General features: G+C 73.0%; 13 protein-coding genes. 8 read left to right on the top strand and 5 right to left on the bottom strand.

Annotated elements, in window-relative coordinates; genetic code table 11:
• Window positions 1-7: 7 nt before the first annotated feature.
• From ACVW19_RS27585 to ACVW19_RS27565, 5 genes are all read right to left on the bottom strand, one after another.
• On the bottom strand, window positions 8-943 hold the full coding sequence (locus tag ACVW19_RS27585) for an AraC family transcriptional regulator (protein WP_457462671.1): 936 nt from the start codon (window positions 941-943) through the stop codon (window positions 8-10).
• A gap of 60 nt (window positions 944-1,003) precedes the next feature.
• Window positions 1,004-2,095, bottom strand: coding sequence for an ABC transporter ATP-binding protein (locus tag ACVW19_RS27580; RefSeq protein WP_457462669.1), 1,092 nt, complete (start codon window positions 2,093-2,095; stop codon window positions 1,004-1,006).
• Window positions 2,092-3,699, bottom strand: coding sequence for an ABC transporter permease (locus ACVW19_RS27575; RefSeq protein WP_457462667.1), 1,608 nt, complete (start codon window positions 3,697-3,699; stop codon window positions 2,092-2,094). Before ACVW19_RS27575 ends, ACVW19_RS27580 begins: the two co-directional genes overlap by 4 nt.
• A gap of 5 nt (window positions 3,700-3,704) precedes the next feature.
• Window positions 3,705-4,769: an iron ABC transporter substrate-binding protein gene (locus ACVW19_RS27570; protein ID WP_457462665.1), complete on the bottom strand. Its 1,065-nt coding sequence runs from the start codon at window positions 4,767-4,769 to the stop codon at window positions 3,705-3,707.
• Between the two features lie 135 nt (window positions 4,770-4,904).
• Window positions 4,905-6,068 carry a YihY/virulence factor BrkB family protein gene (locus ACVW19_RS27565; protein WP_457462663.1) on the bottom strand — a complete coding sequence of 388 codons (1,164 nt, stop codon included), beginning with the start codon at window positions 6,066-6,068 and terminating at the stop codon, window positions 4,905-4,907.
• 89 nt (window positions 6,069-6,157) lie between these two features.
• Between ACVW19_RS27565 and ACVW19_RS27560 the strand changes: the two genes are divergently transcribed.
• The 8 genes from ACVW19_RS27560 (at window position 6,158) to ACVW19_RS27525 (ending at window position 14,597) form a co-directional block, all read left to right on the top strand.
• Window positions 6,158-7,795: an acyl-CoA dehydrogenase family protein gene (locus tag ACVW19_RS27560; protein WP_457462661.1), complete on the top strand. Its 1,638-nt coding sequence runs from the start codon at window positions 6,158-6,160 to the stop codon at window positions 7,793-7,795.
• Between the two features lie 275 nt (window positions 7,796-8,070).
• On the top strand, window positions 8,071-9,354 hold the full coding sequence (locus tag ACVW19_RS27555; RefSeq protein WP_457462659.1) for a GAF domain-containing protein: 1,284 nt from the start codon (window positions 8,071-8,073) through the stop codon (window positions 9,352-9,354).
• A 231-nt stretch (window positions 9,355-9,585) separates the two neighbouring features.
• Entirely contained in the window at window positions 9,586-10,911 is a 1,326-nt protein-coding gene (locus ACVW19_RS27550; RefSeq protein WP_457462658.1) for a hypothetical protein, read from the top strand.
• A 91-nt stretch (window positions 10,912-11,002) separates the two neighbouring features.
• A complete protein-coding gene (locus ACVW19_RS27545; RefSeq protein WP_457462656.1) occupies window positions 11,003-11,575 on the top strand; it encodes a GNAT family N-acetyltransferase in 573 nt (190 codons plus the stop codon).
• A 193-nt stretch (window positions 11,576-11,768) separates the two neighbouring features.
• Window positions 11,769-11,852, top strand: coding sequence for a putative leader peptide (locus ACVW19_RS27540; protein ID WP_457464806.1), 84 nt, complete (start codon window positions 11,769-11,771; stop codon window positions 11,850-11,852).
• 152 nt (window positions 11,853-12,004) lie between these two features.
• Entirely contained in the window at window positions 12,005-13,702 is a 1,698-nt protein-coding gene (locus tag ACVW19_RS27535; protein WP_457462654.1) for a nitrite/sulfite reductase, read from the top strand.
• Window positions 13,699-13,890: a hypothetical protein gene (locus tag ACVW19_RS27530; protein WP_457462652.1), complete on the top strand. Its 192-nt coding sequence runs from the start codon at window positions 13,699-13,701 to the stop codon at window positions 13,888-13,890. Before ACVW19_RS27535 ends, ACVW19_RS27530 begins: the two co-directional genes overlap by 4 nt.
• A complete protein-coding gene (locus tag ACVW19_RS27525; RefSeq protein WP_457462650.1) occupies window positions 13,887-14,597 on the top strand; it encodes a phosphoadenylyl-sulfate reductase in 711 nt (236 codons plus the stop codon). Before ACVW19_RS27530 ends, ACVW19_RS27525 begins: the two co-directional genes overlap by 4 nt.
• Window positions 14,598-14,599 lie beyond the last annotated feature (2 nt).

Below are 14,599 nucleotides of genomic sequence, written 5' to 3'. Positions count from 1 at the left end.
ACCCACGCTACGCGGCCCGCGTCCGCCATTCCTGCGGGCTGACCCCGTACTCCCGTTTGAAGGCGGTCGACAGCGCGAAGGCACTGCCGTAGCCGATGTGGCGGGCGATCGCGCCGATCGTGTCGTCGGTGTCGCGGAGGCGGTCCGCGGCGAGGGCGAGGCGCCAGCCGGTGAGGTACGTCATCGGGGGTTCGCCGACGCGTTCGGTGAAGCGGCGGGCCAGCGCGGCGCGCGAGACGCCGGCCTCCGCGGCGAGCGCGGCGACCGTCCAGGGGTGGGCGGGGTCGTCCTGGAGGAGGCGCAGCACCGGGCCGACGACGGGGTCCCCGAGGGCCTCGTACCAGGCGGGCGGCGCCGCCTCGGGGCGGGCGAACCAGGCCCGCAGGGCGGCGATGGCCAACAGGTCGAGCAGCCGGTCGAGGACGACCTCCTGGCCGGGTCCGTCCCGCACGATCTCCGCCGTGAGGAGCGGGGTGAGCGGGCAGTGCCAGTCGTCGGTGGTGAGGAAGAGCAGCGGCGGCAGCGCGTCGAGGAGTCGGCCGCCGGTCTCGCCCCGCATCCGACAGGTGCCGATCAGCATGACCGTCTCACCGTCGGGCCGGTCGCCCCAGGTGCGGACGCCGAGGCCCATGACACCGTTCAGGGGGCGTCCGTCGGGGTGGTGGCACTCGCCGCCCGGCAGGATCAGCGCCTGCGGCGCGGTGCCGGGGTCGTCGGCGCAGGTGTACGGGTCGGGGCCGCGCGCGATGGCGAGATCGCCGGGGCGCAGCCGCAGCCGTTCGCCGCGGTCCGGCACGATCCAGGCGTCACCGCGGACGAGCAGCATCACGGTCAGCGGGGCGCGGTCCTCGATCCGGACCGACCAGGGCGGGTCGAAGCACGCCCCGATCATGAACGCCCCACGGGCGCGGGGGCCTTCCAGCAGGCCGGTGAGAGCGTCCATGGGGCCAGCGTAGGCGCGGGGCGGGCGTGCCCCCGCGCACCGCTCGACCTCCCGCGCCGGTCAGGCGGTGGCCGCGGGGCTGTACTCGTCCGCCACGCACTCGTTGCCGTCCCGCCGGGGGAGGTGGAGGGTCGCCGTGCCGGTGACGGCCGGGCTCACCGGATCGCCGGGGCGGTGAGCGACCGGCCCGGGAACACGGACGTGCACCGGTGAGTCCAGTCCGGTCACCGCCACCGTCACCAGGGTGTCCGGTCCGTGGAAGGAGACGTCCGCCACCGTGCCGTGGGGGGCCTGGTCGGACAGGGCGCCGAGGGTGAGCTGTTCGGGGCGCAGCACGACCGTTCCGGCACCGTCCTCCACCGGGGTCGCCAACGGGATGCGCCCCAGGGCGGTGTCCGCGGTCCTGCCCCTGGCGGTGCCCGGAAGCAGGACGACGCCCCCGACGAAAGCAGCCACCCAGGGGTCCTCCGGCCTGTGGTAGACGTCCTGCGGGGTTCCGCACTGGGCCACCCTGCCCGCTCTGACGACCGCCACGAGGTCTGCCGTGGAGAGTGCCTCCTGCTGGTCGTGGGTGATGAGGACGCCCGTCGCCCCGGTGGACCTGAGCGCCGCGCGCACATCGGCCCGTACGCCTGCCCGCAGTCCGCTGTCGAGCGCGTTGAACGGTTCGTCGAGCAGGACGATCGCGGGTTCGGGGGCGAGCGCCCGCGCCAGCGAGACGCGTTGCTGCTGGCCGCCGGAGAGTTCGTGGGGCATCCGGTCGCCGTGGCCGGGCAGGCCGACGAGGTCGAGCATGTCCCCGGTGCGCCGACGGCGTTCGGCCGGGGAGGAGCCCGCCAGCCCGAAGGCGACGTTGCGCGCCACGCTCAGGTGCGGGAACAAGGCGCCCTCCTGCGGCACGATGCCGATGCGCCGTCGTTCCGGGGGCAGGTGGGTGCCGGGTCCGGTGACGGTCCGCCCGCCGATCTCGACCGTTCCCGCGTCCGCCCGCAGAAAGCCGGCCACGATGCGCAGCATGGTCGTCTTGCCGCAGCCCGAGGGCCCGAGGACGGCGGCCAGCCGCCCCGCGGGGACGGAGAGGTCGATCCCGTTCAGGACGGGGGCGCCGGGCCCGTAGGACTTGGTGAGCCCGGTGATCCGCAGGTCGGTCATGCGCGGTGCCTTCCGAGGAGGTACGAGGGAACGGCGGCGATCAGGATGAGGACGGCCGCGTACGGAGCGGCGGCGGCGTACGAGCCGGTTCCGGTCTCGGTCCACAGGCGGGTCGCGAGGGTGTCCATGCCGGTGGGCCGGAGCAGCAGGGTCGCCGGGAGTTCCTTCATGCAGACCACGAAGGTCAGGGCGGCGCCCGCGGCGATACCGGGAGCGGCGAGCGGGACCGTCACCTCACGCAGAACGCCCAGAGGCCCCCGCCCGAGAGAACGGGCGACGTCCTCCAGCACGGGTGGCGACTGGAGGACCGCTGCCCGGGTGGCGCCCACGGCGACCGGGAGGAACAGCACCGCGTAGGCGGCGACGAGCAGGGGCAGCTCCTGGTACAGCGGATAGGCGAACCGCACCGCGAGGAAGACCATCGCGAGGCCCACGGTGATCCCGGGCACGGCATGGCCCGCGTACGCGGCCTGCTCCAGCAGATGCGCGGCGCGGCCCCGATGACGGGCGGCGAGCACGCCGACGGGGAGGGCCAGACACGTGGTGAGCACGGCGCCGAGGGCCGCCACGAGCAGTGTGATCCCCCCGGTCTCCAGCAGTCCCCGCGGATCCCAGGTGCGGGAGTTGCCGACCGCCAGCCAGTACCCGAGGGTCCCGGCCGGGAAGGCGACCCCGGCCGCGGCGACGGCCGAGCACCAGCCGAGTGCGGGCCACCTCAGCCGGCCGAGCGGGATCGGGGGCGCGGGCCTGGCCGTGCCCCCGCCGGTCCGGGCATGGCCCGCACGGCCGCGGGTGCGCGCCTCGGCGGCGACCAGCAGCACCGTCATCAGGACGAGCACCACACTGAGGGCGGCTGCGGGCGTACGGTCGAAGCTCGCCTTGTACGACGTGTGGACGGCCCGGGTGAAGGTCTCGTACCGCATGATCGACACGGCCCCGAAGTCGGAGAGGACGTACAGCGCCACGAGCAGCCCGCCACCGGCCGCGGCCGGGCGGAGCTGCGGCAGGGTGACCCGGCGGAACGTGCTCCAGGGCCCGTGCCCCAGGGCGCGCGAGGCTTCCTCCTGGGCGGGGTCGATACCGCGCAGCGCGGCGGCCACCGGCAGATACACGTACGGGTAGCTGACCAGGGTGAGCGCGAAGGCGGCACCGCTGAACCCGGCGAGATCGGGGCGCGCCGAGATCCAGGCGAAGGCCGCGACATAGCTGGGCACGGCGAGCGGCAGCGTGGCCAGCACCGACCACGCGCGCCGGCCGGGCAGCGCGGTGCGGACGGTCAGCCAGGCGAGGGAGACGCCCAGGACGAGGCAGGCGGTCACCACCACGGCGGCCAGACCTACGCTCCGGGCGAGCAGTTCCAGCGTGCGGTCGGTCGCGACGACGTTCCACGCGTACGCGGGGCCTCGCTCCATGGCCCGTACGGCCAGGTAGACCAGCGGGAGCAGGGCCAGGGCCGCGGCTGCCGAAGCCAGGGCCAGCAGGAGGACCGGCGGTCTGCGCCCGGCGCGCCCGGGCCCGGACGGCGCGGGGGCGTCGTCCGGGCCCGGGGCGGAACGGGCGGGTGCCGGCGGGGCCTGGTGGCCCTGGGTACCCGAACTCCTCATGCCGCTCAGACCATCCCGGCTTCCTGGAGCATCTCCAGCGTGACCTGGAGGGACTCCAGCCGGCTCAGGTCGATCTCCGGCGCGTCGATGGAGTCGAGCGGCGGAAGGTCGTCCCCGCCGGTGACTCCGGCGGCCAGCGGGTACTCGTGGGTCTCGTCGGCGAAGTAGGTCTGCGCCTCCTTCGCCAGGAAGAAGTCGACGGCCTTCTGCGCGGCGGCGCTCTGGTCGCTGCCCTTGACGATCCCGACGCCCGCGACGTTGACGAGCGCGCCCGGGTCGCCCTTCGTCGGGAAGTGCAGCTTGGCCTTGAGCTTGTCCGCGCCCACCTCGGCGGCCTTCTCGTACCAGTAGTAGTGGTTGATCAGACCGAGTTCGGCCTTGCCGTCGTCGACGGCGTCGAGGACCGCGCCGTTCTTCTCGTACACCTGGGGGTCGTTGGCCTGGAAGTCCTTCAGCCACTTGCGCGTGGCGTCGTCGCCCTCGAGGACCCGCATGCCGGTCACGAAGGCCTGGAACGAGGCGTTGGTGGGCGCGTAGCCGACCTTCCCCTTCCATTCCGGCTCGGTCAGCTCGTGCACGCTGTCCGGTGCCTCGGCGACCTTGTCGCCGTGGTAGGCGATGACGCGGACCCGCCCCGACACACCGACCCAGTCGCCGTTCTCCGCGCGGAACGCCTTGTCGACGGTGTCGAGGGACTTCTGCGGCAGCGCCGCGAGACGGCCCTCCTTGCCCAGGGCGCCGAGTGCGCCGGCGTCCTGCGAGAAGAAGAGGTCCGCGTCGGTCCTGTCGCCCTCCTCGAGGAGCTGGGCGGCGAGTTCGGCACTGTCCCCGTAGCGCACCTCGACCTTGGAGCCGGTGGCCTTCTCCAGCTTCTCGATGAGCGGCGCGACGAGATCTTCGTTGCGGCCGGAGTAGACGACGAGCGTCCCTCCCTCGCTCTTCCCCCCGGCTTCGGTACCGGAGCCTGCTCCCTTGTCGTCCGAGTTGCCCGAACCGCAGGCGGTCGCCAGGGGGACGAGCAGGGCTGAGGCGGCGAGGGTTCCGATCGCGCGGAGGGAGGGACGTCTCATGACAAAGCCTTTCCAAGGTGAGGGTCAGGCCTATTTAAGGTTTGCCTTACCTAAGAAGCAACTCTGTCCGTTCTCCGTGACCAAACCGGGATCTGGGGATTCCTGGTGGGATTCGTCGCCGCCGGACGTTCGGCCTCACTTCTCGTCGTCCGACGGCCCCGTCTGCTCCTCGCCGTTTTTCGGGTGGTGGCTGTTCTTCATGTGGGTGCGCAGGCGGGCCGTGACGTCCTCGGGGGGCAGGAAGCGGGACCAGCGTTCGGGGAACTCGGCGGGCATGTCCGGGTCGGCGTCGTCGTCGGTGGCGGCCGCGGCGGAGGTGCGGGCGACGTACTCGGCGACCTGCTCCTGCCGCAGCCGCTCGTTGGCCTCGCGGGCGGCGGCCGTCGCGGCGGCCGGCCAGACCCGGTCGATGGCGGCGTTGACCGCGGCCCCCACGAGCACGGCGAAGGCGGACACGCCGATCCACAGCAGGACGGCGACGGGGGCCGCGAGGGAGCCGTAGATGGTGGGGCCCTCGACGGTGTTGGTCAGGTAGATCCTCAGCAGGATGCTGCCGATCACCCACATGGCGAGGGCGACCAGCGCGCCGGGCACGTCCTCGATCCACGGGGACCGCACGGGTACGGAGACGTGGTAGAGCGTGGTCAGGAAGGCGACCGACAGCAGGATCACCACCGGCCAGTACAGGATCTGCACGAGCGTCGTCGACCAGGGGACGACGCGGACGACGGCGTCCGGGCCCGCCACCATCAGGGGCAGTGCGACCGAGCCGATCAGCAGGGCCGCGATGAACAGCAGGAAGGCCACCAGGCGGGTCTTGACGATGCCGCGCACCCCGTCGAGGCCGTACATCACGGTGATGGTGTCGATGAAGACGTTCACCGCGCGGGAGCCCGACCACACGGCGAACAGGAAGCCGATGGAGATGACGTCGGGTCTGCCGCCTTTCGTGACGTCGTGCAGGATCGGCTCGGCGATCTGCTTCACTCCCCGGTCGGACAGCACGGTGCGGGACGCCTCGAGGAGGTTGGTCTGCAGGCTCTGGATGGTGTCGGCGCCGGTCCAGGAGTCGACGTAGCCGAGCAGACCGATGATGCTGAGCAGCAGCGGGGGCACCGACAGCAGGGTGAAGAAGGCCGCCTCGGCGGCCAGGCCCAGGATGCGGTACTCCATGCAGGAGTTGACGGTGTCCTTGAGCAGCAGCCAGACGGTCTTGCGTTTGGAGACATTGCGATACAGGGCGCGGGCCCTGTGAAGTCGACCGGAGGGCGCGTCGGGGGGTTCGCTTGCTGGCTGCACGACCCAAAGGTATCCGCCGTGTCTGGCCGTCCTCACCCGAAGGGTCACGAGGTGAGACGGTGGCGGGGGCGGCGGGTAGGTTCGTCGTCATGGCAGGGAGCACCCACACCGTGACCAACCAGGCACCGCCGCTGACGCAGTACGACGTGTTCGCCGCCGACCGGGCGCTGACGGAGGCGGTCGAGCGGCATCTGGACCCGGCGGTGCTGGACGAGGGCCGGTCCGAACTGTCGGCGCTCGGCCGGACCTCCGGTTCCGCGCAGGTGCAGGAGTGGGGGGTGCTGGCCGACGAGAACCCGCCGCGGCTGCGCAGCCACGACCGGTACGGGCACCGGATCGACGAGGTCGACTTCCATCCGGCCTGGCACCGGCTGCTCGGCAAGGGGGTCTCGGCGGGGCTGACGGGCGCGTGGGGGCAGCCGGGCGGGCATGTGCGGCGGGCGGCGGCGTTCGTGGTGTGGACGCAGGTCGAGGCCGGCACCTGCTGCCCGCTGTCGATGACGCACGCGGCCGTGCCCGCCCTGCGCGCGGACCCGGCGCTGGCCGCCGAGTGGGAGCCGCGGCTGGCGTCGCCGGTGTACGACCGGGGCCTGCGGCCGGCCCACGAGAAGGCCGGCGTGCTCTTCGGGATGGGCATGACGGAGAAGCAGGGCGGCAGCGACGTCCGCGCGAACACGACGTCCGCGCGGCCGCTGGCCGAGGACGGCGCGTACGAACTGACCGGGCACAAGTGGTTCTGCTCGGCGCCCATGTCGGACGCGTTCCTGGTGCTGGCGCAGGCACCCGGCGGCCTCACGTGCTTCCTGGTGCCGCGCGTGCTCGCGGACGGCTCGCGCAACGTGTTCCTCCTCCAGCGGCTCAAGGACAAGCTGGGCAACCGGTCCAACGCGTCCGCCGAGGTCGAGTTCGCGGGGACCTGGGCGCGGCGGGTCGGGGACGAGGGGCGCGGAGTGCACACCATCATCGGGATGGTGGCGGCGACCCGGCTGGACTGCGTGCTGGGCTCGGCGGGGCTGATGCGGCAGGCCGTCGCGCAGGCGGTGCACCACTGCGCGCACCGGGAGGCGTTCGGCGGAAAGCTGGTCGACCAGCCGCTGATGCGCAACGTGCTGGCCGATCTCGCCCTGGAGTCGGAGGCGGCCACCACGCTGGCGCTGCGGCTGGCCGCGGCCTGTGACGACGGGGGCGAGCAGGAGCGGGCACTGCTGCGGATCGCGGTGCCGGCGGCCAAGTACTGGGTGACGAAGCGGTGCGCGCCCCTCGTCGTGGAGGCGGCGGAGTGCCTGGGCGGCAACGGGTACGTGGAGGAGTCGGGGATGCCCCGGCTGGTGCGCGAGTCGCCGCTGAACTCGGTGTGGGAGGGCGCGGGCAACGTCCAGGCGCTGGACGTGCTGCGGGCGCTGCGCCGGGAGCCGGGGGCGCTGGACGCGTATCTGCGGGAGGTCGGGCAGGCGCGCGGGGCCGATCACCGGTTGGACGGCGCGATCCGGGGCCTGCTGACCGAGCTGGCCGATCTGGAGGGTGTCGAGGGGCGGGCGCGGCGGCTGGTGGAGCGGCTCGCGCTGGTGCTCCAGGGCTCGCTGCTGGTGCGGTACGCGCCGCCGCAGGTCGCCGACGCGTTCTGCGCGGCCCGGCTGGGCGGTGACGGGGGCGCGTCGTTCGGGACGCTGCCGCACACCCTCGACCTCGCGGCGGTCGTGGCACGGGCCCGGCCGGAGCCGGCGTGACGCGGGGGTGGTGCTGCGCCGACACGGCACCACCCCCGCCGCACAGGCCCCGTGGAGCCGTGGACGCCGCTCGGGACGGCGTCGCTCAAGTTTCAAACAGTGCGGGGCGCTTCACCAGGGTTGCAGAGGGTTGCAACTTGCCGCTGTCCGTGCCGGTACTGCAGCCCTCGCCGGGGGCACACGGCACTATGGGACGGACAGTCAGAACGGATCTCGGGGGCGCGGCCGCGGGCCGTGGGTGCGGCTGCCCTCCGAGCCCTTGCCCGGGAGGATTAGTGGTGCTCTCGCCGACGGACGTGACGCAACTGACCGGCGTCGACACGACGCTCACGGCCCGGATGCTGAACGAGGTCCGCAGCGCGACGCTCGCCGGGCGGCGCGCACCCATGGCGCCCCGCCCGGTGATCGCCCGGTCCTGGGAGCGGATGCTGCGCAGCGGCGTCGACCCGGACCACGACGCCCGGGCCGGGCTGCTGTCCCGCGCCGAGGTGCAGCGGCGGCGGGAGGGTTCGGCGCTGCGGCATGTGCTGCCGGTGCTGCGGGAGGGGCTGCTGCCGTTCACGGACGTCGCCTGCCACATCATGGTGGTGGCCGACGCGGACGGCCGGGTGCTGTGGCGGGAGGGCAGTCCGACGGTGCTGCGCAAGGCGGACGGCATCGGTCTGGCGGTGGGCGCGGACTGGCGTGAGGACGTCGTCGGCACCAACGGTGTGGGCACCCCCGCGGTGGCCGGGCGGCCGGTGCAGGTCTCCGCCGCCGAGCATTTCGCCCGGTCGCAGGCCTCCTGGACGTGTGCGGGGGCGCCCCTGACCGATCCCCGGGACGGGCGGCCGATCGGTGTGGTGGATGTGAGCGGGCCGCTGGAGACGATGCATCCGGCCACGCTGGCCTGGGTCGAGGCGGTGGCCAAGCTCGCCGAGGCCCGGCTGCGGGAGCACCATCTGCTGTCGCTGGAGCGGCTGCGGGCGATCGCGGCGCCGGTACTGGCCCGGGTCGGCGGGCGGGCCCTGGTGGTGGACCGGTACGGGTGGACGGCCGCGGTGACCGGGATGCCGTACGAGAGACGGCTGACGCTGCCCGGACCGGTGTCGGCCGGGACGCGGTGGCTGCCGGCGCTGGGCCGGTGCTCGCTGGAGCCGCTGGCCGGGGGCTGGCTGGTGCGGGTGGCGGACGAGCCGGTGACCCGCGCGGCGAGCCGGATCGTGCTGGACCTCCGGGGGCCGCGCGGCGGGTCGGTGGAGGTGTCCGGCGGGGCGGGCTCCTGGTCCCGGAGGCTGAGCCCCCGCCACGCCGAGCTGCTGTATCTGCTGGCCGTGCGGCGGACCGGCCGCAGCGCCGCGGGTCTGGCCGAGGACCTGTTCGGGGACCCGGGCCGTACGGTGACGGTGCGCGCGGAGATGTCCCGGGTACGGCGCTATCTCGGCGGTCTGCTGGAACACCGCCCGTACCGGTTCGTGGAGGATGCCGAGGTGGACGTCCTCCTTCCGGACGACCCGCGTGACCTCCTCCCGCACTCGACGGCTCCGGCGCTGGGCGGGCGCCGGCACCCGGAGTCCTGAAGCCTGTGCTCTGAGACCTGAGACCTGAGTGGTGTTGCCGGCCCGTCACCCCGTCCCGGGGGCGGCTCCGGGGCGTGTCCGGGCCGCCGGGGTCACGTGTTCCGCGTATTTGCAGGGTCTTCGTCCCTCGGCGGGTCCCCCTGCCGTAGCATCCCTCTACGGGCCACCCCACCTGCTCCACGGTCAACGGTCGGACCACCGGACGCAGTTGGCTTGCCTCGGGAGGACGTTATGAAGCATCGCGGCAGACATCGCCGTCGCAGGCGGGGCAGGGCGCTGCGGGCCACGCTGGCCGGGACCGCGCTCGCGCTCACCGCGGCGGCCACCATGATCAGCACGTCACAGGCCACCGATGCCGACGACCCCGGGGCGTTGAAGCCGCTGACCGCGTCCGCCGAGACCGCGCCGCTGCGGCTGACCGAGGGCAGTGTGCCCCCGGAGTGGCTCGACCGGCTCTCCGCGGAGATGGGCCGGCCCGTCGGCGTCCGGGCCGTGCTCGACGACTCCGACGGTTTCCTGCGGGACGCGGCGGCCTGTCCGGAGGACGACAGGCGGGCGCTGCCCGTCGAACCGGCCGCCACGCGCGCGTACTGCTGGGACGGCGCCGACGTCGAGGGCTGGCGTTCCGGCGCCGTCACCACGTCCGGGGACGCCGACGACGACGGCCGCTGGGGTCCGAGCCGTGTGGTGCTCTCCGGCTGGAGTCAGGGCGGCACCTCGGCGGACGGCACCCCGGAGGAGGGCCCCGCGGCCGCCGGCCCGGGTCAGGGTCTCGCGCGCGTCGCGTTCATCGACGCCGGCGACCCCGACGACCTCCGCTACACCTGGGCGCAGCTCGCCGTCCCGGTGGACGACGGCCACGACTACCGGGGGCTGGTCTCCCCCGTGTCCGGCATGGTCTGGTACCAGGACAAGCTGCTGGTCACCGCCGGCCGGGGGGACGGCAGCGCGCTGTACGTGTACGACGTGGACCGCGTCCAGCGGGCCACCGTGGACGGTGCGACGGTCGGGCGGGTGCCCGGCGGCTGGTCGGCGGCCGGGGCGCGGTACGTACTGCCGGCCGTCGCCTCGTACCGGACGGCCGACGTGAACGCCCCGCAGCCGGGCGGTATCTCGCTGGACCGCAGCACGGCGCCGGACAGCCTGGTCGCGCACGAGGCGGTGCCGAAGGAGCACGACGGGCCGACCCGGCTGTGGCGGTACGCGTTCGACGACGACCGTTCCCGCGGGGGTCTGCTGGCCACGGACTCGGTGGGGCAGGCGGACGTGGTCGCGGCGTACGAGACGGAACTGACGGATGTGCGCAGCGTGCTGTCGTACGGGTCGGGCTGGTATCTGGGCCGGATGACCGGGACTCCGGAGGAGCGCGGGACGCTGTGGCGGCAGGACGGGAAGGGGGCGCGGCCCACCCGGTGCGGGGCGGACGAGACGCACCGCTGCTGGAGCGGGCCGGCGGCGTCCCTCTCCTACTGGCAGGAGACCGGCGAGGTGTGGTCCCAGTCCGGCCGCATGCTCTTCGCACTGCCCCTGGACTCCGTCGACCGCTCCCTCGACTAGGGCCCGGTCCGGCCCGACCACTCCCTTGGGCCCTCCACCTCGTCCATCAGGCGTTCGACAGATGTCCGTGCCGGATGGTTCCCTTTCCGGCATGACGACCATCGCCGTGACCACCTGGTCCCTGGAGCAGACCGCGCCCACCGATCTCCTGCCGGCCGCCGTGCCCGAGGGGGATGTGCGGATCGCCCGTTCCGAGGTGCCCTCCCCCGAGTTCAGCCGCTTCCTGTACGCCTCGGTCGGCGGTGACATCCGCTGGACCGACCGGCTGGGGTGGACGTACGCGCAGTGGCTGGAGCACCTGGACCGGCCCGGCGTGGAGACCTGGGTGGCCTACGACCGGGGGACGCCCGCGGGGTACGTGGAGCTGGAGGCACAGGACGACGGGGTCGTGGAGATCGTCTACTTCGGGCTGATCTCCGCCTTCCGGGGCCGGCGCATCGGCGGGCACCTGCTGTCGTACGGCGTCGCGCGGGCCTGGGACCTGGCGGAGCGCCGGCCCGGTCTGAAGCCCACCAGGCGGGTCTGGCTGCACACGTGCAGCAAGGACGGCGAGTACGCCATGGACAACTACCGGCGCCGGGGCTTCAGGCTGTTCGACACCAAGGTCGAGGAAGAGCCCGAGGTCGCCACACCGGGCCCGTGGCCGGGAGCCCACCCCGCCTGAGCAGCACGTTCATCCCCCTCGACGGCGCGCCCGCCCCACCCGGGCGGCGCCGCCCACCCCACGTGGACCGCGTGGACGAGAGCGCCCGGGCCTCCTGGGACCAAGGACACCCGCGTCTCTCATTCCGAGACAGGCACGTCCGCATCATGGATGAAGCTGGACTGTGTCCAGATCTCCGTGCCACGCTTCCGTCATGCCTGGAACGGAAATCGCCTTGGTGAGTCGGCGTCACGTCGACCTCGGCCGTATGTCCAGCGCCATCTGTCCGGCGCGCTGAGAGCACGTTCAGCAGTACCCGACAGCCCTTCCTCCCTCCGTTCCACCCCGCTTCTCCTCGACTGAACTCCCGCGTGATGACGCGCACTTGTGCCTGTGTCGTCATGCGCAGGTCAGAGCCGTCTCCCGCCTGTCCCGAAGGACGTATCAGCCATGGCCGCCAGCCCGCAGAATCCTGCCGCCGCGACCCCCCGCCGCAAGGTGAGCCGTCACCGCGGAGAGGGTCAGTGGGCCGCGGGTCACTTCACCCCGCTCAACGGCAACGAGCAGTTCAAGAAGGACGACGACGGTCTCAACGTTCGGACACGTGTTGAGACGATCTACTCCAAGCGGGGCTTCGACTCGATCGACCCCAACGACCTGCGCGGCCGCCTGCGCTGGTGGGGCCTGTACACGCAGCGCCGCCCCGGGATCGACGGCGGCCGTACCGGCGTGCTGGAGCCCGAGGAACTCGAGGACAAGTACTTCATGATGCGGGTCCGCATCACCGGCGGACGGCTCACCACGGAGCAGCTGCGCGTGATCGGTGAGATCGCCGAGACCTACGCCCGCGGCACCGCCGACATCACCGACCGGCAGAACATCCAGTACCACTGGATCCGCATCGAGGACGTGCCCGCGATCTGGGAGCGGCTCGAGGCGGTCGGCCTGTCCACCACGGAGGCCTGCGGCGACACCCCGCGCGGCATGCTCGGCTCCCCCGTCGCCGGTGTCGCCGAGGACGAGATCATCGACGGCTCGGCGGCGCTGGACGAGATCGCCCGCCGCTACATCGGCGACCCGCGCTTCTCCAACCTGCCGCGCAAGTTCAAGACGGCCGTCTCCGGCTCCCCGCTGCTGGACGTCGCCCACGAGATCAACGACGTGTCCTTCGTCGGCGTCGTCCATCCCGAGCACGGTCCCGGCTTCGACCTGTGGGTCGGCGGCGGTCTGTCGACCAACCCCAAGTTCGGGGTGCGGCTGGGCGCCTGGGTGCCCGAGGCGGACGTGCCCGACGTGTGGGAAGGCGTCATCTCCATCTTCCGCGACCACGGCTACCGGCGGCTGCGCAACCGGGCGCGACTGAAGTTCCTGGTCGCCGACTGGGGGCCGGAGAAGTTCCGCCAGGTGCTGGAGGACGACTACCTGGGCCGCAGGCTGATCGACGGTCCGGCGCCCGAGATGCCCGCGCAGCAGTGGCGCGACCACATCGGGGTGCACCGCCAGAAGGACGGCCGGTTCTACGTCGGCTTCGCACCGCGGGTGGGCCGGATGGACGGCTCGCTGCTCACCAAGGTCGCCGCGCTGGCCGAGGAGCACGGCTCGGGGCGGGTCTCCACCACGGCCGAGCAGAAGATGATCGTCCTGGACGTGCCGCAGGACCGGGTGGACTCGCTCGTGGACGCCCTGGAGTCGCTGGACCTGCGGGTCGAGCCGTCGCCCTTCCGGCGCGGCACGATGGCCTGCACGGGCATCGAGTTCTGCAAGCTCGCCATCGTGGAGACCAAGGAACGCGGCAGCGAGCTCATCGACGAGCTGGAGCGCCGGCTGCCCGACTTCGGCGAGCCGCTCACCATCAACATCAACGGCTGCCCGAACGCCTGCGCCCGTATCCAGACCGCGGACATCGGCCTCAAGGGGCAGCTGGTCACCGACGCCGAGGGCCGGCAGGTCAGCGGCTACCAGGTGCACCTGGGCGGCGCCCTCGGCCTGGACCCCGCGTTCGGCCGCAAGGTGCGCGGTCTGAAGGTCACCTCGGACGAGCTGCCGGACTACATCGAGCGGGTGCTGAAGCGCTTCCAGGCGGAGCGCGAGGAGGGCGAACGGTTCGCCGTCTGGGCGGCCCGCGCCGATGCGGAGGCGCTGTCGTGAGTGAGCGGGCCGCGCCCTTCTACTGCCCCTACTGCGGTGACGAGGACCTGCGTCCCGGCGAGGAGGGACCGGGGGCCTGGGAGTGCGGGGCGTGCAATCGGGGCTTTCGGCTGAAGTTCCTCGGGCTGCTCGCCCGCGGACTCGAGCGACCCGACACAGGACCCGACACAGGAGGGGACCGGATATGACGGTGGCTCAGGAAGAGTGCTCCGCCGACGACTTGAGGGCGCTGGCCGAGCAGGCGGGCCGCGACCTGGAGGACGCCTCCGCACTGGAGATCCTGACGTGGGCCGCCGAGACCTTCGGTCCGCGGTTCTGCGTGACCTCCTCGATGGAGGACGCGGTGGTCGCCCATCTCGCCTCCCGCGCCCTGCCCGGCGTCGACGTGGTGTTCCTCGACACCGGCTACCACTTCGAGGAGACCATCGGCACCCGGGACGCGGTGGAGGCCGTGATGGACGTCAACGTCATCACGCTCACCCCGCGGCAGACGGTCGCGGAGCAGGACGCCGAGTACGGGCCGAAGCTGCACGACCGCGACCCCGACCTGTGCTGCGCGCTGCGCAAGGTGCGGCCGCTGGAGGAGGGTCTGCGGGACTACCTGTCCTGGGCGACCGGGCTGCGCCGCGACGAGTCCCCGTCCCGGGCGGACACCCCGGTCGTCGGCTGGGACGAGAAGCGGCGGAAGGTCAAGATCTCCCCCATCGCCCGCTGGACCCAGGACGACGTGGACGCCTACGTCGCCGAGCACGGCGTGCTCACCAACCCGCTGCTGACGGACGGCTACGCCTCGGTGGGCTGCGCCCCCTGCACCCGCCGCGTGCTGGAGGGCGAGGACGCCCGCGCCGGACGCTGGGCGGGCCGCGCCAAGACCGAGTGCGGACTGCACGGCTGACC

This window comes from Streptomyces sp. TE5632 (genome assembly GCF_054061295.1).
Note: the sequence above shows the minus strand (reverse complement) of the source record. Positions and strands in the feature narration are given on the sequence as shown.

Bases quoted from the DNA above. Each gene is read 5' to 3' on its own strand.
- ACVW19_RS27585 (WP_457462671.1), bottom strand. From the start codon at position 943: ATGGACGCTCTCACCGGCCTGCTGGAAGGCCCCCGCGCCCGTGGGGCG.
- ACVW19_RS27580 (WP_457462669.1), bottom strand. From the start codon at position 2,095: ATGACCGACCTGCGGATCACCGGGCTCACCAAGTCCTACGGGCCCGGC.
- ACVW19_RS27575 (WP_457462667.1), bottom strand. From the start codon at position 3,699: ATGAGGAGTTCGGGTACCCAGGGCCACCAGGCCCCGCCGGCACCCGCC.
- ACVW19_RS27570 (WP_457462665.1), bottom strand. From the start codon at position 4,769: ATGAGACGTCCCTCCCTCCGCGCGATCGGAACCCTCGCCGCCTCAGCC.
- ACVW19_RS27560 (WP_457462661.1), top strand. From the start codon at position 6,158: ATGGCAGGGAGCACCCACACCGTGACCAACCAGGCACCGCCGCTGACG.
- ACVW19_RS27550 (WP_457462658.1), top strand. From the start codon at position 9,586: ATGAAGCATCGCGGCAGACATCGCCGTCGCAGGCGGGGCAGGGCGCTG.
- ACVW19_RS27545 (WP_457462656.1), top strand. From the start codon at position 11,003: ATGACGACCATCGCCGTGACCACCTGGTCCCTGGAGCAGACCGCGCCC.
- ACVW19_RS27540 (WP_457464806.1), top strand. From the start codon at position 11,769: ATGCCTGGAACGGAAATCGCCTTGGTGAGTCGGCGTCACGTCGACCTC.
- ACVW19_RS27535 (WP_457462654.1), top strand. From the start codon at position 12,005: ATGGCCGCCAGCCCGCAGAATCCTGCCGCCGCGACCCCCCGCCGCAAG.
- ACVW19_RS27525 (WP_457462650.1), top strand. From the start codon at position 13,887: ATGACGGTGGCTCAGGAAGAGTGCTCCGCCGACGACTTGAGGGCGCTG.